The 18,480-nt window shown below is 72.1% G+C and carries 10 protein-coding genes; 2 read left to right on the forward strand and 8 right to left on the reverse strand.

Going from position 1 to position 18,480, the window contains the following annotated elements; all coding sequences use genetic code 11:
* Nucleotides 1-60 precede the first annotated feature (60 nt).
* The 7 genes from ACIA8X_RS31460 to ACIA8X_RS31490 all read right to left on the reverse strand — a co-directional run bounded on the left by ACIA8X_RS31460 (nt 61) and on the right by ACIA8X_RS31490 (nt 15,300).
* Complete coding sequence (locus tag ACIA8X_RS31460; RefSeq protein WP_399459710.1) at nt 61-3,411, reverse strand: right-handed parallel beta-helix repeat-containing protein; 3,351 nt, start codon at nt 3,409-3,411, stop codon at nt 61-63.
* Nucleotides 3,408-6,665 (reverse strand): hypothetical protein, encoded by a 3,258-nt coding sequence (locus ACIA8X_RS31465; protein ID WP_393444118.1) that lies wholly within the window; start codon nt 6,663-6,665, stop codon nt 3,408-3,410. Before ACIA8X_RS31465 ends, ACIA8X_RS31460 begins: the two co-directional genes overlap by 4 nt.
* A gap of 10 nt (nt 6,666-6,675) precedes the next feature.
* Nucleotides 6,676-8,010: a type VII secretion protein EccB gene (gene eccB / locus ACIA8X_RS31470; protein WP_393444116.1), complete on the reverse strand. Its 1,335-nt coding sequence runs from the start codon at nt 8,008-8,010 to the stop codon at nt 6,676-6,678.
* A gap of 10 nt (nt 8,011-8,020) precedes the next feature.
* Entirely contained in the window at nt 8,021-9,427 is a 1,407-nt protein-coding gene (gene eccD / locus ACIA8X_RS31475; protein ID WP_393444114.1) for a type VII secretion integral membrane protein EccD, read from the reverse strand.
* A gap of 133 nt (nt 9,428-9,560) precedes the next feature.
* Nucleotides 9,561-13,538, reverse strand: coding sequence for a type VII secretion protein EccCa (eccCa, locus tag ACIA8X_RS31480; RefSeq protein ID WP_393444112.1), 3,978 nt, complete (start codon nt 13,536-13,538; stop codon nt 9,561-9,563).
* Between the two features lie 46 nt (nt 13,539-13,584).
* Nucleotides 13,585-14,259, reverse strand: a complete 675-nt coding sequence (locus ACIA8X_RS31485; protein WP_393444109.1) for a response regulator transcription factor — start codon at nt 14,257-14,259, stop codon at nt 13,585-13,587.
* 744 nt (nt 14,260-15,003) lie between these two features.
* Nucleotides 15,004-15,300 carry a hypothetical protein gene (locus ACIA8X_RS31490; RefSeq protein ID WP_393444107.1) on the reverse strand — a complete coding sequence of 99 codons (297 nt, stop codon included), beginning with the start codon at nt 15,298-15,300 and terminating at the stop codon, nt 15,004-15,006.
* 179 nt (nt 15,301-15,479) lie between these two features.
* Between ACIA8X_RS31490 and ACIA8X_RS31495 the strand changes: the two genes are divergently transcribed.
* Complete coding sequence (locus tag ACIA8X_RS31495; protein WP_399459711.1) at nt 15,480-16,982, forward strand: purine-cytosine permease family protein; 1,503 nt, start codon at nt 15,480-15,482, stop codon at nt 16,980-16,982.
* Nucleotides 16,979-17,527, forward strand: coding sequence for a cysteine hydrolase family protein (locus tag ACIA8X_RS31500; RefSeq protein WP_399459712.1), 549 nt, complete (start codon nt 16,979-16,981; stop codon nt 17,525-17,527). Before ACIA8X_RS31495 ends, ACIA8X_RS31500 begins: the two co-directional genes overlap by 4 nt.
* Here ACIA8X_RS31500 and ACIA8X_RS31505 read toward each other — a convergent pair whose 3' ends face one another.
* Complete coding sequence (locus tag ACIA8X_RS31505) at nt 17,528-18,439, reverse strand: peptidoglycan-binding protein (protein ID WP_399459713.1); 912 nt, start codon at nt 18,437-18,439, stop codon at nt 17,528-17,530. It lies immediately after the preceding gene.
* Nucleotides 18,440-18,480: the final 41 nt, after the last annotated feature.

Genomic DNA, 18,480 nt, shown 5'->3' on the forward strand with positions numbered 1-18,480 from the left:
GGAACCGCATTCGCCGTCCCTTGCCCCGTCCACCAGCGATCGTTGCCCCGACGACTCCCGTCAGGCCCCCGCGCCCGCCTCTGCCAGGGCCGGACTGCCCTCCTCAGGAGGCACCTGACCTGCGCCTGCGCCTGCTCCCGCGTCGGCGGAGTCGGTGTCGACGGCGTCCGTCCGGGCGGCCGGCCGGATCGCGGGGGAGTCGGCAGCGGCCAGACGTTCGGCGAACCGGTGCGCCCCGTACGCGCCCGCCGGGGGCGGAGACTCGGTGAAATGCTCGACGAGCGAGGTGCGCACAGGAGCGTCGACCGTGAATCCACGTACCGTCAGATAGCGCCACGACAGCTCGGCCAGCTCCGCCCCGGAATAGTCGGCGAACGGCAGGTACTCGGCGAAGCAGGCGGCCAGTTCGGAACCCGGGCGCGCGTTCAGGGCCTCCGCCAGCAGCGACTCCTCGCCGCACAGCACCATCGCCACCCCACCGTTGGCGTCCGCGGCGGCGCGCAGCGCGCTCATCACGGCGGCGCGCTCCGACTCCGGGCGGGTCTGGAACGCCTGGTCGAGTTCGAGCAGCAGCAGGCCGCCCGCGGCCTCGTCGAAGACGGCGGCGGCGAACGTCTCGGCCTGCTCCCGCCAGCCCGCCGGGAACTCGGAGAGGGCCTGCCGGTGCACCGCGCCGGTCTCCAGCAGCCCGTACTCGGCGAGGCACCGCGCGTACAGCCCGGCCACGGCACCGCGGCCGCTGCCCTCCTTGCCCGCGAACACGAGGTTCATCAGCCCCGCGACCGGCTGACGCTGCCGGCGCAGCTCCGTGAGCCCGGCGAGCCGTTCGAGGAGCGAGGTGCGCACCGTCTCCAGCCCGACCAGGTTCGCGATGCGCCGGCTGCTGCGCGGCTCCTGCGGCTGCCGGTTGTCCCCGGGGCCGGATGCGGCGGGCTCCGCCCCCGGCGGCTTCTCCACGTCGTCCGCCGTCAGACGCGTGAACTCCGAGTCGGCGGTGGGTGGATGAGTGGCCAGCCGGGATGCCTGACGGTTGATCATCGACTCGAACAGCTGGCGGGCCACCCGGCCGTTGCCGAACGTCGGCCCCTTCGGGATCCGCTCGAAGTAGGTGGTGAGGCCCTCCATCGCGGAATCGGTGAGCTCGTAGTAGTGCTTGGCGCACAGGCCCCGGACGATCGTCACCAGCTCGTCCACCGAGTAGTTGGGGAACTCGACGGTGCGGGAGAAACGTGACGCCATACCGGGGTTGGAGGACAGGAACTGGTCCATCTGCTCGGAGTAGCCCGCGACGATGACCACGATCTCGTCGCGGTGGTCCTCCATCATCTTCATGAGGGCGTCGACGGCTTCCTGACCGAAGTCCGGGCCGCTGCCCTTGGCCTGGCTGGTCAGCGTGTAGGCCTCGTCGATGAAGAGCACACCGCCGATCGCCTTGGTGACGACCTCCGTGGTCTTGATGGCCGTGGCGCCGATGTACTGCGCGACGAGGTCGGCGCGCGCGACCTCCACGATGTGGCCCTTGCTGAGGATGCCCAGTTCGGCGAGGACCGCGCCGTAGAGCCGGGCCACGGTGGTCTTGCCGGTGCCCGGTGGGCCGGCGAACACCAGGTGCCGGCTCATCGGAGGCATGGGCAGTCCCATCTCCTCCCGGCGCTGGGCCATCTTGTTGAGGTTGATGAGGCTGGTGACCTCGTGCTTGACGCTCTCCAGCCCGACCAGCGCGTCGAGTTCGGCGAGCGGTCCGGTGCCGGTGTGCTGCGCGGTCTCCGTCGCTTCGGATCGCTCCGCGCCGCCGGCCTCCTCCCGCTGCTTCCCCTTCGATGCGGCACGCCCGGACTTGTCCTGCCGGTCGCCGCCGGTCAGGTTGCCGGCCGAGAACTGCGGGTTGTCCCGGAGCTGGTGCACCTGCAGGCCGCCGTTGTCCCGCACCTCGCAGTCGCGGACGCTGACCGGCTCCTCGGTGTTGGTGCGGACGCCGTCCCCGGCGTTGTCGAAGATCACGCAGTTGCTGACCTCGGCCCGCGCGGTCGCCTGGATGTTGACGCCGTGCCCGCGGGCGCTGTGCACCCGGCACCCGATGGCCGTGACCGATCCGCCGCCGGTCACCCGGATCGCGTCGGTCCCGGAGCCGGCGATCTCGCTGTCCCGCACGGTGAGCGCGGAGTCCTTCCCGACGAGGACTTCGCAGCCCTGGAGCCGGGCGGACACCACCTCCGCCTCGGAGCCGTCGGTGAGGGAGAACCCACTGCCGCCGGCGGTGCGCAGGCGCAGCTCCTGGAACCTGCCGGTGCCCTTCTCGGCCAGCTCCACCGCGCTCGCCCGGTCGGTGGCGATGTCGCTGTCCCGCACCATGACCTTGGCGCCGCCCGCCACCCGCAGCCCGATGCCGGCGCCCTCCGCCACCGTCAGCTGTTCCGCCTCGACGGCGGCGCCCTCGGTGACGAGCACGGCCGCCTGGGCCGCCTCGCGTACGGCCAGCTGCTTGAGAGCGACCGTGCTGCCGCCCTCCACGCTCACGCCCACCGACGCCCGCGTGATCTCGCAGTTCTCCAGCCGGGGCCGCGACTTCCCGGTGATCCGGACGGCGGTCCCGTTCGGGGCGGAGAGGCCGCATCCCTTGAGCAGCGGGGCCGAACCTCCGGCGATGTGCACCGACTCCGCGCCGGCACCGGAGAACCGGCAGCCGGTGAGGGTGATCCGGCCCTTGCCGGTGAGGTACGCGTCCACGCTCGCGCTCTCGGTCACGGTGACACCCGACACGGTCGCCGCGCCGTTCTGCTCGACGACCAGCGCCGGCTTGCCGCTCGCGGTGATCGCCGTGTCCTTGACCTCAGCGCGCCCGTTGCCGTTGACGCAGATGCCGTTGCCGCCCGGCCGGTCGATGACGCTCTCCCGGACCGCCAGCCGCCCGCCCTCGGCGACCACGATCGCGGACGAGCCGGTCTCCTTCACGACGGTCTTCTCGACCGTGTTGCCACCGGGCGAGGTCACCACGATGCCGGCGCCCTGCGCCTCGTCGATCCGGCAGTCACGTGCCACCAGCGTTCCCTGATGCCACGCCAGGATCGCCGTCCACCCCGCACCGGTGATCCGGCAGGCGTCGAGTGCGGCCTCGCCGCGCCGGATCTCCACGGCGGCCGTGTCGTCGTCCCCGCCGGAGATCGTCAGACCGGAGAGCTGCACCGCCTCGGTGTCTACGACGACGGCACTGCCCGAGCCCACTTGGATCCGCACGTCGCTCCCGCCGCTCGCGGCGGAGATGGTCACCATGCGCGTGATGACCAGGGGTTCCTCGTACGTCCCCGCGGCCACGGTGATCACCGCGCCGTCGGAAGCGGCGCGCAGCGCCTCGCCTATGGACTGGTAGGCGCCGGGACGGTCCCGGGAGACCAGCAGGACCTGCCTCGTCATGGCGTCGTTCCCTTTCTGGGTGGTGCGGTGCCGGCGCCACGGCCGGTCACGATCAGCCCCGGTGGATTGCGGAGCGCGCCGAGGGCCGCAGCCGGGAGCCGTGTGGCGGGCTTGGCGTCCCGCCACTCCGTGTCGGCCTGCTCCAGCCTGGTCATCGCGAGGTCGTCCAGCGGGAGCCGCCGGATGTCGACGCTCCCGTCCGCGCCGATCTCCGGGCCCGTCAGCTCCCGCAGCAACAGCACGCGCCGTTCCTCGTCGCGCACGCCGAGCACCTTGAAACTGGTGCCTGGCAGGTAGAGCACCCGATCGGGAACGGTCGGGTCCAGCAGGGCGGTTCGGCGGGCGGTCATCGACCAGATCAGTACGTCGACGTCGCCGGTCATCTCGGGATGCGCGGCGGTCAGCGCGGAGCAGAAAGCCCACTCGGTGACGAGGCGGCGCTTGCCGTACCACTGCCACTCCGCCTCGCTCAGCGCGGCGCGCAGCAGCGTGGCTCCGCGATAGGACGGCAGTCGGCGCAGCCCCGAGGCCACGCAGCGGGCCAGCGGCACATGGGGGCCGACGGTCGCTCCGCGCACCGCGCTGTCGATCCGGTCGGTTCCACCGGACAGATACAGCCGGACCGCGACCAGGTCGGTGACCACGTCATCGGCAGACTGCTTGGAACCACCGCGCAGCCCGGGGGACTCCGACAGCACCCGCGCCACGTGGTTGGAGGCGGAGTCGTACTGCTCCTTCAACGTGCGTCGCAACCAAGTGCGTTCCTGCTCGATGCCGCGCTCCGGGGGTACGGCGCAGGCGTCGGGTGCGGGCACGGGCTGCATGCGTACGGCGGGTCGCTGAGCCTTGGTTCGCGCGGCGGGCGTGGGGGCCGGCGCGGGAGCAGGCGTTCCCGGGGGAGCGGGGGCCGCTGCGGGGGCCGGAGGCGGGGCCGGGGTCCGGGCCGACGTGGGGGCGGCCGCCGGAGGAGGCGCCGGGGAGGACGTGGCCGCCGGCCGCGGAGCCGGTCGCGGTGGTGCCGCCGGCGGCGCCGGGTCTGCCACGGGCTCGGGATCCACGGTGCCGGCACCGGCGGGCGCGGCCTCGGCCGATTCGGCGGACGCGGCCTCGGCAGGCGGGGCCGACTCCAGCCGGAGGGACCGCGGACGCAGGGGAGCGGGCGCGGGCACGGACGCCTGCGCCTGCCGTCCGCCGGACGCGGCCGGATCGACGGGAGCCGCAGCCTCGGGGGGCACGCCCGCCGAGGTGGCAGGCTCGGCCCCGGGTTCGCTGACACCGGGCACCGGCATGGGCTCCAACGCTTCGGCCACAGAACCGGATCGGCCCACCGCAGGCTCCGGCGCCGAGCCCGCGGGCTCTGACGCACCGACAACAGGCACCGGTACGGGACCGGGCCCACCGCCTTCGGTTCCGGGCGCGCCGGAGTCGGCTCCAGGCACCTCACTTGCGGGCCCGGAGGCTCCGCCTTCGGCCCCGGGCACACCGCTCGCGGTCCCAGTTGTCCCGGTTGCGGGGCCGGGCACATCGACGCCGATTCCTGCAGGTCGGGACACTCCGCTTTCGGCCCCGGGCACACCACTTGCGGGCGTGGACGCCCCATCGTCTGCCCCGGGCACACCACTTGGGGTCCCAGCAGGACCGGACACCCCGCCATCAGCCCCAGGAGCCCCACCGGCAGGGCCGATCCGGCCCGGCGTAGCAGCCACTGTTTCGGCAGCAGGTCCGGGCTCGCCCACCACAGCCCCCGGCGCCTGCGCCGCGGGCCCGGTCCGGTCCGCCGCAGGCCGCGACGCCCCCGGCACCCCGCCCACAGGCCCAGGCTCACTCACGCCCGCCACCTGCGCAGGCTCGCCGGCCAAGGACACCGGCCCCCGCCTCGGCCCCGCCACCCCAGCGGCAGCGTCAGGCGCGCCCGCCCCACCCCTCCGGGAGGACGCCGCGCCGGAGTTCGTCTCGGCCGCATGCTTCGGGGCGGGCAGTACCCGGCAGCCTTCGGCGAGTGCCGGATCGAGCTTCTGCCGGACCTCCTCGGCCAGTGCCCGCATCCGCTCCGCGGACTCCGGCGTGCCCGCGTCGAAGTGGATGACCGTCACGCCCGGGTCGGCCGGGACGCGGTGCACCGCCGGGGCGTCGGACGCAGCCGCAGGTGGACGTAGCCACAGTCCGCTCTGGGTGACCTCCAGAACGGCGTCGGGCGCGTACTCGTACACGCCGGTGGAGACCTCCGGCAAGCCGTCCGCCGGACGGCGGCGGCCGCGCAGCTCGGGCGGCGGCGCCGCGGAGCCGGGGGCGGCCGCGGGCCGGTAGACCAGCTCGCGGACGAAGGCGGGCGGGCCGGGGGTGCCGTCGGTGGCCAGTACGCGGATCTGCGCACCGTCGGTGCCCGGCTCGCCGACCGTCGGCAGCCCGGCGTAGACGGTGACCTGCTGGCCGAACCGGTCGGCCAGTACCTGACCGAGCGAGCTGCCCTTCGGCACGGCCACCGGGCCGTAGGCGGTGAAGCGCACCAGCGGCCGGGCGGCCGGTGCGACGCGTCCCCAGAACCGCTCGATGTCCTCCACCGAAAGGTTCGCGCCACCGGGGCAGCCGAGTACCACGACGAGCCGGTCGGACTGGCAGAGCAGGGAGGCCGCCAGCCGGCGGCGATGAACGTCCTGCTCGCTCACGGGCTGGTCGGTCCGCCTGACCCAGACGCCGCCGGGAACGGGTTCGGCCGTGCCGTTGGCGCTGGTCGCGAAGGAGCCCACGGGCACGGCGTGATCCCACTTCGGCACGGGGAACCGGCGCGACACCTGGGGGGCGCGCCTGGGCGGCCCGAGCCGGGCCCAGGTGGACGAGCGACGCGGCTGGAAGCCCAGCCAGCCGGAACCGGCGGCCTCCGGCACGAACAGCACACCCCCGGCGGCGGGGAGCACCCAGCCGTCCGGGGTGAGCACGGTCCGTTCGAGCCGGTCGGCCAGGAGCTGACCGGCCGTCATGGCGGTCTCACGGCTCGGCCGGCCGATGATCACCCGGAAGGAACGCCCTCGGCGCTTGAGCAGACTGGCCACCGACTCCCAGTCCTCGGCCGGCGGATCCTCCGGGAGGTCGACGACGACCAAGGTGTGTTCGGGGTCGTGGGCCAGTCCGCCGGCGAAGGCGTGCAGTTGAGGGTTGATCTTCCCCGTGGGATGGACCAGCAGCGCACCGCCGATGCTCCGGCACTCCAGTCCGGCACGGCTTGAGCTGCGCGAACCGCGATCGAGTTGCACCATGTCCCGCCCCCTATCCGGCACGTGCCGAGACGGCGGTCTTGGCTGTGGTGGTATCCAGCGTCGGACCGGTGGGTGCCAGATCGAGCAGCTGGCGGGGCAGTGTCCGCACCTTGGCCTGGCCGTATCCGAGCGCCGCGAGCGCGTCGGTGTTGGCGAACGGGTACTTCTTGCCGCTGTCGGTGATCAGGTAGAGCCGCGATGTGGCGTCGGGCGCATGCGCGGACTCCGCCGCGACGAGCAGGCCCTTGGTGGGCGGCACGAAGAGACCGGAGGGCCGCGGGCCGGCCGCGATGGGCTCGGTCACGACCGTGCCGCCCTTGGAACTACCGGCCTTCTGCAGCACGCACAGCGCCGAGCCGCCAGGGTTGAACGCCGGCCCGGCGAGGAGGTCCGGCACCGCGGTCAGCAGGGAGCGGTCCGATGAGACGGGGGCCGCCGCGATGTCGGCCGTGGTCACCTGCCTCGGCACGGAGGCGCCGGGTACGGCGCTGAGCAGGGCGAACTCGGTGCGGTTGATCGGGGCCAGGCCGTCGGCCCGCAGCACGTACATCTCGCGCGCGCCGGCGGCTGTCGTCTCGAACAACTGCCCCACCTTCGCGGACTCGCCGGCCACCGAGGAGCCCGCGGAGCCCGCCTCCGGGATGCGCGGGGCGGTCAGCTTCCCGCCGGAGGGCAGCTGGTCCAGCCAGGCCGAGGAGACCCGGACGGTCTGCTGGGCCACCATGCCGAGCGCGACCATTTCGGTATGGGACAGCTTGTACGCCCGGCTGTTCCACACGATGTAGTTGGTGCGGTCCGGCCCGGAGAGCAGGACCCGCTGGTTGCGCGGGACAGGGGTGGAGCGGCCGGCGGGGTCGAGGTCCACCAGCGTCTTCGCGCTGCCCGGCGGCAGGCACACCGCGCGGTCTCCGGAGAGCAGGTCGGTGGCGGGAGGCACGTCATCGGGTGCGCCGACGATGCCGAGCTGAGGGCCGCGCCGGACCTCGGCCAGGGTGTCGCGTGCGACGGAGACGGTCTTGGCACGGGCCCCGGCGACCAGCAGCGCGGAGGCGTAGTTGGCCATGGGGTACAGCTGCTGGTCGAGGAGGAGGTACCGGTTGCCGGTCTCCTCCTCCACGATGATCGACCCCGGATTGCGCCAGGCCGTGCTCTCCTTGGGGCTGATCAGGCCGTAGACCCCGAAGCCCGCGGCGAGCAGGACGGCGACCAGCGCGCCGAACTGCATGCCGAGGTTTCCCCGCCGCATGGGGACCTCGACGGGACCCGGATCACCGGCCAGCAAGGCCGACACGAGCCGGCCGACGGCGAACCGGTGGGCCTGGACGTGATCGCGTCGATTCTGCACCGCAGCCCCCTCAGCCGGCCAGCGAGCGGAAGTACGCGTACACGTTCAGGACCTGCAGCAGCAGCGGGATGAGGGCGAGCGCCGTGAGGCCCTCGAAGATCTCCCCGAGGCGTCCCCAGATGGGCCGCAGCCGCGCCCCGGGCAGCCGCCAGGCACCGGTCAGCAGCAGAGCGGCGACGGCGAACAGCCCGAGCATGGTGCCGGCCTGTGCGACGGGGCCGGCGTGGAGGGTGAGGGACAGCAGGACCAGGATCGCGCCGAGCGCGCCGGCGATCACCAGGGCGATGCGCTGCGAGGCGTTGCCCACCGCGCGTGCGCGCAGCAGCACCGCCGGGCTGAACACGGCGGCGAAGACCCAGCCCGACCAGTTCGGGGCCTGGACCAGCAGGGCGGAGGCCACCGTGAAGACCGCGGCGCTGGAGAGGAAGAAGACACTGAGGTAGCCGTCCGCCACCGCGGCCCGGCGGTTGACCAGGGCTTCGGGCAGCGGGTCGATGCCCTGCTGGAGTTCCTCGGCGTTGTGCGGGAGTTCCACGACGCGCAGTCGGGCCGCGAACAGCGCCAGGCGCGGAAGGACCGGGGACAGCGCGAACAGGGTCGCTGCGAGCACCGCGGCGACCCGGGTGGCGTCCCAGGCGAGGACGATCGACAGGAACGAGCCGACCTCCACCGTGCCCGCCAGCATCAGCAGGGTGCCGAAGACCGCGATCGGCACCCGGCCGGTGGCCAGGACCGCGGCGGCCGCCACTCCGGTGAACGCGGCGGTGAGCAGCCCGTCCAGCCGGCCGGGCGCGAACAGCCCGGCGGGGCCCGCCACCGCGGACAGTCCGGCCAGCGCGGCGAACAGGCACGCGCCCAGGCCGGTGATGGTCCCCATGGCCCGGTCTTCCAGGTTCTTGGTGACCAGGCCGCAGCCGACGATCAGGCCCAAGGCGAGCAGGCCGCAGGTGAACGCGGTCAGCAGGTTGGGGCGGGTGGCGACGACCATGGCGGCGAGGGAGGCCAGCGCCAGGCAGGCCAGGACGAGGCAGAGCCGGCGGGTCAACTCAGGCCGCCAGCGGTCGCGTTGGGCGTTGAGCGCGGTGGACACCCCGTCGGCCACGTCGTCGAACCGCAGCTCCGACAGGAGGTCGTCCTTCGGCCGCAGATACAGCACGTCACCGTCGCGCAGGCCGAGCGTCTCCGGGGTGCCGTCCAGGTCGAGCGGGGCTTCGCCGAGGCGCTGCAGCGCCCATCTGCCGCCGAGGTCCTCCTCGTTCACGGACGGTTTCAGCACGACGGGCAGGAGTGTGGCCACGGTGGCGGTGACGGGCACCGCGAGGTCGGTGCGGCCCTTGGCCGCGCTGACGGTCAGTCGGCAGACGTCGGTGGTCCCCCCGTGCCCGGTACGGGATGGGGACGACGCGGCGGTGCTCATGGTTCTCCTGCGGTGCAAAGACGGGGAAAACGGGGCGGGTTCGATGCGCTGGGGAAGGTCGGTGCGGCGCTCGGGCGCCGGGCGCCAGGTGTGCGGCGCCCGGCGGAGAGCCGGCGCCCGGCGGAGGCCCGGCTCACGGCGGAGCCGCCAGTCCGGTCTGGAGCAGCCCGACACCGCGCCGGGTGACGAACTGGGCACGGCCCGGGGGCAGGGTGCGCGGCTTGGCCTCGCCGATGAACTTGCCCTCCTCCTTGGGGTAGGAGAGGAGCAGCGCCGGGCTGCCCAGTTCCCACATCCGGCGCAGCAGCGGATCCATCATGGCGCGCATCGCTCCGGAGGTGCTGCGCGCGACCACGATGTGCAGCCCGATGTTGGCCGCCTGGGCCAGCAGCGGCACCATGGGCGTCATCGGGTTGTCCATGGCGCTGCCGGTCGCGAACAGGTCGTAGTCGTCGATGAGCATGAACAGCCGCGGTCCGGTCCACCAGTCGCGCTGCGGCAGCCGCTCGGGGGCGATGTCGGGGCCGGGCACCCGGCCGCTCACCGACACCGCGGCGCTGGCCGCCAGTTCCGCCAGCGCCTCGGTGCCCACGGCGTAGCCGACGCGGTACTCCTCGGGGACGTCCCGCAGGAGCTGCCGACTGGGGTCGGCGAGCAGGATGCGCGCCTCGTCGGGGGTGTAGCGGGCGGTGATCGCCCTGGCGACCAGGCGCAGCGCGTTGGTCTTCCCGGTGGCGTCGTCGCCGAAGGTCATCAGGTGCGGCACCTTGGCGAAGTCGTGCCAGACAGGCTGCAGGCGCTTCTCGTCCCAGCCCAGGCAGGCCCGCATGTCGCCCTCCGGCGGCGGCAGCTGGTCCACCGGCAGGTTGCTGGGCAGCAGCCGGACGCCGGGTGCCGACCGGCCGGGCCAGAACGTCTCGATCTCCGCCGCCGCGGCCTTGGTCGCGCTGGTCAGGTCCTCGATGTCCGACGAGCCGTCGAGCCGGGGCAGCGCCGACAGGAAGTGGTGGCTCGAACTGGTGAGACCGCGCCCCGGCCGCGAGGGTACTCCGGCGGCCTGACGGGTTCCGACCTCGGACTCCATGCTGTCGCCGAGCCGGAGCTCCAGCTTGGTGCCCATCAGGTCACGCTGCTTGGGGCGGATCTCCGACCAGCGGACCGCCGAGGCCACCACGTGCACGCCGAAGGAGAGGCCGCGGGAGGCCAGTTCGGCGATGCGGTCCTCCAGTTCCTCGAAGTCCTGCCGGAGGGTGGCCCACCCGTCCACGACGAAGAAGACGTCACCGTACGGGTCGTCGATCTGCCCGCTCCTGCGCAGCGCGCGGTAGGCGGCCATCGACTCCAGGCCCAGGCTGGTGAAGCGCTCCTCGCGTGTCTCCAGTACCTGGGTCATCTCCTCGACGGTGCGCAGCACCCGGTCGCGCTCCAGACGAGTGGCCACCGAGCCGACGTGCGGCAGACCCGCGACGGAGACGATGCCGCCGCCGCCGAAGTCCAGGCAGTAGAACTGGACCTCCTCCGGTGTGTGCGTCAGGGCGAGCGAGAGGATCAGGCTGCGCAGCAGGGTGGACTTGCCGGTCTGTGGTGCTCCCGCGACGCCGACGTGTCCGTCGGCCCCGGAGAGGTCGGCGACCAGGAGTTCGCGTATCTGCTCGTAGGGCCGGTCCACCATGCCGAGCGGTACCTTCAGGGCGCCGAGCGCCGGGTAGTCGCTCGCGCTCATCCCGCGCAGTGGGTCGGGCACGATGCCCGGCAGCAGCTGGTCGAGGCTCGGCGACTCGTCCAGCGGCGGCAGCCACACCTGGCGGGCAGGCGGGCCGGCGTCATTGAGTCGGTCGATCAGCACGTCGAGCAGGCTCTCGGAGCTCTCGGACTGCTCCTCGTCGTCCGACGGCTCGTCCGAATCCCGTGAGTCGTCCGGGTCGGCGGACGCCAGGTCGGCCGGCAGCGGCGGCCGCTGCTCCAGGCCGAAGGGGACGATCTCGGCGGCAGGCCCGCTCAAGTCGTCGCCCGTGGCGGCACGGACCTGCGGTTCCGGACAGGGCCCGGAGACGTAGGCGGCCTTGAACCGGACGAGGTTGGTGGTGTCGATCTTCAGATAGCCGTGGCCCGGCGCAGAGGGCAGCTCGTAGGCGCCCGTGACGCCGATGACGCTGCGCGACTCCATGGAGGAGAAGGTGCGCAGGGCGATCCGGTACGAGAGGTGGCCGGCGACCTTGTGGATGCTGCCCTCGTCGAGGCGCTGCGAGGCGAGCAGCAGATGCACGCCGAGGCTTCGTCCGACGCGTCCGATCATCACGAACAGCTCGATGAACTCCGGCTTGCTGGAGAGCAGTTCGGAGAACTCGTCGACGATGAGGAGCAGCGAGGGCATCGGGGCCAGCCGGGCGCCGCCCAGCCTGGCCTTCTCGTACTCGAAGAGAGAGGGGTAGCCGGCCTCGCGGAGCAGTTCCTGACGGCGGATCACCTCTCCCTGGAGCGAGTCGCGCATCCGGTCGACCAGCGGCAGCTCGTCGGCCAGGTTGGTGATCACCGCGGAGGTGTGCGGCAGCTTCTCCATGTTGAGGAAGGTGGCGCCGCCCTTGAAGTCGACCAGGACCAGGTTGAGGATCTCGGAGGAGTGGGTCGCGCACAGGCCGATGACCAGGGTGCGCAGGAGTTCGCTCTTGCCGGAGCCGGTGGCACCGATCAGCAGACCGTGCGGACCCATGCCGCTCTGGGCGGACTCCTTGAAGTCCAGCTCGACGATCTCACCGTCCTCGGTGACACCGACGGGCACCCGCAGGCGGGAGTGCTGCTGGGTGCGCGACCGCCACTGCGAGGACACGTCGAACGCCCGCGGATCGCGGATGCCGAGCAGGGCGGTCAGGTCGAAGTCGTTCTCGAACGGTTCGTCGACCAGGTCCACGATCCCGCTGGTGCGCATCGGCGCGAGGTACCGGGCCAGGCTCTCGGCCGCGGCGAGGCTCAGGGAGTCGGCCCGCGCGGACGCCGTCGAGTCGCCGGACGGGAAGGTCACCTGTCCCTTCTCGGTGGTCAGGCGCAGCACCTTCGAGCCGCCGGTCATGGCGCCGGTCAGGTCGAGCAGGACGACGTTGCGCAGTCCGGCGCCGAGCAGCCGGGAGCCGGTCGGTATGCGCGTGCCGGCGGCGACGATCACCACGAACGGCTCGGAGGTGCTGGGCGCCTCCGACTTGTCGTGGTCGGGGCGGTCGCTGACGTCCTGGCCCAGGAGATCCATGAGGGCGTCGTGGTCGGTGGCGACGAGCCGCAGCGCACCGGCCGCGTCGTGCTCGCGCGGATCGGCGTTGTGCGGCAGCCACTTCACCCAGTCCCAGTCCGCCCGGCCCCGCTCGTCGGTGAGTACGGCGATGCGCAGTTCGTCCGGCGAGTGGAAGACGGCCAGCTGGCAGAGCATCGACCGGACCAGGGCGAACGCGTAGGTGCCGTCCCCGGCGAACTCGACGCTGCTGAAGTTGCGCAGCGAGACGGGGACGGCCATGCCCTCGACCGTCTGGTGGGCCTTGATGAACCTGCGCAGCGAGATCGCCGAGAGGGGTTCGAGGTCCTCGACGGGCTTGGTCTCCGGGGGGATGAAGTGCAGCGCGGCCCGCCGTGAGCCGAGCCCGGCCCGGACCCGGGCGAAGTCGTCGTGGCTGGCGCGGCGCTCCCACAGCCGGGGGCTCATGGCGAGCGACCACAGGTCGTCGGGTTCGGGATGGTCCCAGGCGACGGCGGCCCGCTGCTCGCCCGCGGCGTCCCTGGCCTGCTTGCGCAGTTGGGCGAGGTAGCGCAGATAGTCCCGGCGCTCGGCCCGCATCCGGCGTTTGCGTTCCCGGCCCGCCTGCCCCAGCTGGGTCAGGCTCATCGCGATCATGGAGACGCCCATCATCCCGGACATCATGTACGTGGTCGGTGAGCCGTTGCCCATGGAGAGGCCCACCGCCATCGCGGCCGAGCCCAGACCCATGGGGAGGAAGGCCAGCGCCGACCCGAACTCCACGCTCGCCGGCTCACCGAGCACCGGAGGCTCGGCCAGCTCTATCTCGCCCTCGGGCATCTCGGGAGCGGTCGCGCGCGAGCCGCGCTTCACCGGCACCGTGTTCGTCATCCCCGTCCTTCTTCCATGGACATCGAGTGGAAGCGCTCCCAGAGGTTCACAGTGCTCCGCAGCGCATCGCGTAGGCGACCGCGTGCGAGCGGTTACGCAGGTTCAGCCGGGTCAGCATGCCGCTGACGATGTTCTTGATGGTCCGCTCCGAGTAGTTGAGCCGCTGCGCTATCTCCACGGTGTCCAGGCCGTCGGCGAGCAGCCTCAGTACCTCGACCTCCCGCTCCTGCAGACCGCCGACGGTCAGGCCGTTGGGCACCAGCACGGTCCGCTGGATCGTCCGGACCTGTTCGAGCAGCCATCCGACCATCTGCTCGGGGACGAGCGCGCGGTCGCGCCTGCTGTCCCGGATGGTCTTCACCACACGGTCCCGGTTGGCCTCCTCGCGCGGCAGGAAGGCCACCAGCCCGCTGGTGACCGCGCGCATCAGGTGGTGTTCGGAGATGGTCTCGGCGACGAGCACGATGCGCATGTCGGGGTTGGTCGACTCGGCGGCGGCGCGTTCCATCCAACAGACCATGTCCTCGGTGGTCTGGTGGACCGTGACCAGCAGGACGTCGGCTTCGCACCTGCGGTCGGGCGGGAGCAGCGTGATCCCCGGGACGGAGCGCAGACAGGCGACGGCGCCCTCGCCGCTGACCGGGTCACCGGCGTGCACGGCCACGCCGACCACCGCGCCCCGTTCGCCGACGACCGGCGCCTCTACCGTGCGGGCGGCCATACCGACCAGCCTGCGTCGACCGGGCGGCGCGTATCAGCGACGGCGCGCACCACGAGAGATCGGACACTGGCCATAGACGCTCCAATACTGAGTGGTGCTAACCCCACGCGCTCGCGGGTCCTTTCCCTTTCCAGCGGCCCGTTCGACCACCGGACAAACCCTGAGTTGACGTGTACCTCACAAGCTGAATGGGAGTGGCGGTGGCCTCGTCGGGTCCCCTAAGTCGCAGCAGCGCAATGTGCGCGCGTCGGCGCATGCGCAAAAGTTGCTTTACTTCTAAAGCACCGAGATGGGCCGGTCAAGCAAAGATTTGGTAATTCGGCAGGTCGGCAAGGCGCCCGCGCCTCCGGTTGAGGTCGGAGGCTAGTCGTTCCACGGGTTATGTGGCACAGGGGGGCTCCACGTGTGGCGAAGGTAATACGCTCGCAGGGTCGATGAGTTCATCGAACGTTCACCAGTTGCCCACGCCGTCCCCGCGGAATTTCGGCGAACTGCTGACCGGATTTCAATTTGCTGTCGGTCCTTGACGGGATTTCCCTCGCATACTTACCAGCCGGTAATTGGAATTTCCTCGCGCGCGATGCATTTCGCGATCCGGGCGGTCTCGGCGGAGCCCTGTTGCGAGCGAGCCCTCGGGCCCGTCACTCAGCTCCAGCAACGGCCGAGGGCGCCTCGTACGCGACATGCATACGAGGCGCCCTCGGCCGCCGGTCCGGACGGTCCCGCTGATCGGCTGGACCCTACCTACTGCTGGAACGAGCTGCCGGCGTCACCGAAGCCCTGCGCCTGTCCCATGTCCTGGGTCGCTTCACTGCCGGAGGCGCCGCCCGCCTTGTCCCCGAACGAGGGCCCTGACCAGGCCTCGTCCCCGAAGGCGGCGCCGCTCTGGCCCTTGTCGAACGACGGCCCCTGCCAGCTCTCGTTCCCGAAGGCGGCACCGGTGGTGCTCTGGTCGTCGACATCCGCGACGGCGACGGTGGCGCCGCCGAGGACGACGAGAGATCCGAGAGCGGCGGCGGCAAGTGCGGTGCGAATACGCATGCGTACTCCTGTGGATTGGGTGCTGTTGCCACATGAACATCACCCTCGGACGGCAACCGGTACACCAAGACCCACTCGGACGAGTGACTGCTGCATGGCAACCGCTCGACGGGCGCCCCGACTGCTTCGTTCGCGATCGAGGAGTTCCCCGGCGGGGCGAGCGGTGCGACGATGCCGCAATGATCACATCCTCGGACCCACTGGACGGCAGGCCCTCGCGCCGAGGACTCCAGGTGGAGACCCACGGCCTCGACGTGATCGCCGACGCCGAGCGCAAAGGCACGCCACGGACCCTGTTCTGGCCCTGGTTCGGGGCCAACGTGTCGATCCTGGGCCTGAGTTACGGTGCCTTCGCGCTCGGCTTCGGGATCTCCTTCTGGCAGGCGCTGGCCGCCGGAGTCGTCGGCATCGTCTTCTCGTTCCTGCTGTGCGGGTTCGTCGCCGTGGCCGGAAAGCGCGGCTCCGCGCCGACGATGGTGCTCGGCCGCGCCGCGTACGGCGTGCGCGGCAACCGCCTTCCGTCGGTGATCTCCTGGGTCCTCACCGTCGGCTGGGAGACCGTGCTCTGCGCCCTCGCCACCATGGCCACGGCGACCGTCTTCGGGCGGCTCGGCTGGGGCGGCGGCACCGAGACCAAGGTGGTCGCCCTTGTCGTGGTGGCCGCGCTGACCGTTGTCGTCGGCGTCATGGGCTTCGACCTGATCATGCGGTTCCAGACCGTGATCACCGTGGTCACGGGCGTGCTCACCGTCGTCTACATCGTTCTCGTCGCCGACCACGTCCACTGGTCGGCCGTCAGCGCCGTGCCGGCGGGATCCGCCCAGGAGTTCATCGGCGCGCTCGTCTTCATGATGACCGGCTTCGGCCTCGGCTGGGTCAACGCGGCCGCCGACTACTCCCGCTATCTGCCGCGCACCGCGTCGAGCAGGGGCGTGATCGGCTGGACCGCCTTCGGCGCGTCGCTGGCGCCGCTGCTCCTGCTGGTCTTCGGACTTCTGCTGGCCGGCTCATCCAGCGAGCTCAACGCGGCCGTCGCCGCCGACCCGATCGGCGCGCTGACGACGATCCTGCCGACCTGGTTCCTGGTCCCGTTCGCCGTCGTCGCCGTCCTCGGCCTGGTCGGCGGCGCGGTCCTCGACATCTACTCGTCCGGCCTGGCCCTGCTCTCGGCGGGTCTGCGCGTGCCGCGCTACGTGGCGGCCCTGTTCGACGGCGTGCTGATGATCGCGGGCTCGATCTACATCGTGTTCGTCGCCGACGACTTCCTCGGCCCCTTCATGGGCTTCCTCACCACACTCGGCGTCCCCATCGCCGCCTGGTGCGGCATCATGCTCGCCGACCTGGCCCTGCGCCGCCGCGACTACGACGAGCCCGACCTCTACCGCCCGTCCGGCCGCTACGGCGACGTACCGCTCACCCCGCTGCTCCTGACCGTCACGGCCACCGCACTCGGCTGGGGCCTGGTCACCAACTCGACGGCGAACTGGCTGGACTGGCAGGGCTATCTGCTCGGCCCACTCGGCCTCGGCGGCAGGTCCGGCGCCTGGGCATACGCCAACCTCGGCGTCCTCGCGGCCCTCGCCCTCGGCTTCCTCGGCACACTCGCCCTGCGACGCGGACGCATCCGCGCACAGGAGGCACAGGCACCGAGCCCGACGGCGGACGAAGGGGCGGCCACATGACCTCCGGGCTGCTCGTCGTCATCGACATGCAGCGCGTCTTCGCCGACCCCGACAGCCCCTGGGCCGCCCCCCGATTCGCCGAAGCGGCGGCGGGTGTACGACGGCTGCTGCCGGCCTTCGGGGACCGGGTGACGTTCACCCGATTCGTGGCGCCCGACAAGCCGGAAGGCGCCTGGCGGGCGTACTACGAGCAGTGGCCCTTCGCCCTGCAACCTCCGGACGCTCCACTCTGGCGGCTGACGGACGAGTTCGCGTCCCTCGAAGGGCACGTGCTGGACGCCACCACCTTCGGCAAATGGACCCCGGAACTGTCCCGACGCGCCACCTCGGAGGGGAGCCTGGTCCTGGCCGGCGTCAGCACCGACTGCTGTGTCCTGTCGACGGCGCTGGCGGCTGCGGACGCGGGCGTCGAGGTGCTGGTCGTCGCCGACGCCTGCGCGGGCGCGGACGACGACTCGCACGTCAGGGCGTTGCAGGTGCTGGACCTGTACCGGCCGTTGATCCGGGTGACGACGGTCGCCGAGCTGCTGGCGGAGACGGCCTAGTCACGGCTCCGACGTCTCGGACTCCAGCGAGGCCCGGGTCGCCGTGCCGTAGACGCCCGAATCGTCCGCGAGGACGACGCGGGTGAGCTGGTAGGTGCGCACCGCGCTCTCGACCTCGCGGTCGTAGTCACCGTCGGCGGCACCGCCGTAGGAGCCGATCTGGCGCAGGCGGAGCTGGAGTTCGACCACCTCCGGACCCTGGTCGCCGAAGCGGAGGACCGGGGGCCCTCCTTCCGCATCGGTCGGTTCCGGGGCCGTGACGCTCGGGGTGGCTCCCGCGCCGGAGGGGGCCGTCGTCGGGGTGGCGGGGGCGTCGGTCGACGTGGGGGAGCTGTCGGCCGGAGTCGTGCCGGGGGAGGGCGTCGAGCTGCGGGACGGCGATGCGGGCGACGTGCCGGAGGACTGCCCCTCGGGGGAGGTGCCGTCCTCGGACGAACCGTCCGGGACGGGTGCCCGTATCTCGTCGGACGCGGTCCCGTCCCGTGACGGGCTGTCATAGGTGAACAACCCGCCCAGGAAAGCGCCCGTCAGCAGGACGACCAGGGTGGCGCCTCCGGTGAGCAGCAGTGTGCGGCGCCTGCGCCGGGGACCTTCCCGGGCATCCGCGTCGCGCAGGGGCGCCCGGTCGGAAGGCGCCTCCTCAGTGTCCGCGGGCATCGGCAGGGCGTCGTCGGACTTCGTCAACTCCCGCGGCTCGCGCGTGACTTCGTCCGCGTCCGCGGCGGCGTCGCCACCGAGGTCCACGAACGGCCGGATCCGCACCGGGTCGAAGTCCTCCGCGGCCGCCGCCTCCGCCATGCGCGACTCGCGACGGGTGTCGGACGCCAGTTGGCCGCACGAGCAGTCCGGAGTGCCGTCCGATGCCCGGGGCATGCCGCACTCGGGGCAGACAGGACCGTTCGGTTCACTCACGCGGGATCCCTCTCCGTACGGATGTTCGGAGTTTAAGCAAA

It is taken from the genome of Streptomyces sp. NPDC051738 (assembly GCF_044453205.1).
In the GTDB taxonomy this organism is placed as follows: Bacteria; Actinomycetota; Actinomycetes; order Streptomycetales; family Streptomycetaceae; genus Streptomyces.

Coding starts and splice junctions, on each gene's coding strand:
- ACIA8X_RS31460 (WP_399459710.1), bottom strand. CDS start 3,411: ATGACGAGGCAGGTCCTGCTGGTCTCCCGGGACCGTCCCGGCGCCTAC.
- ACIA8X_RS31465 (WP_393444118.1), bottom strand. CDS start 6,665: ATGGTGCAACTCGATCGCGGTTCGCGCAGCTCAAGCCGTGCCGGACTG.
- eccD (WP_393444114.1), bottom strand. CDS start 9,427: ATGAGCACCGCCGCGTCGTCCCCATCCCGTACCGGGCACGGGGGGACC.
- eccCa (WP_393444112.1), bottom strand. CDS start 13,538: ATGACGAACACGGTGCCGGTGAAGCGCGGCTCGCGCGCGACCGCTCCC.
- ACIA8X_RS31485 (WP_393444109.1), bottom strand. CDS start 14,259: ATGGCCGCCCGCACGGTAGAGGCGCCGGTCGTCGGCGAACGGGGCGCG.
- ACIA8X_RS31490 (WP_393444107.1), bottom strand. CDS start 15,300: ATGCGTATTCGCACCGCACTTGCCGCCGCCGCTCTCGGATCTCTCGTC.
- ACIA8X_RS31495 (WP_399459711.1), top strand. CDS start 15,480: ATGATCACATCCTCGGACCCACTGGACGGCAGGCCCTCGCGCCGAGGA.
- ACIA8X_RS31500 (WP_399459712.1), top strand. CDS start 16,979: ATGACCTCCGGGCTGCTCGTCGTCATCGACATGCAGCGCGTCTTCGCC.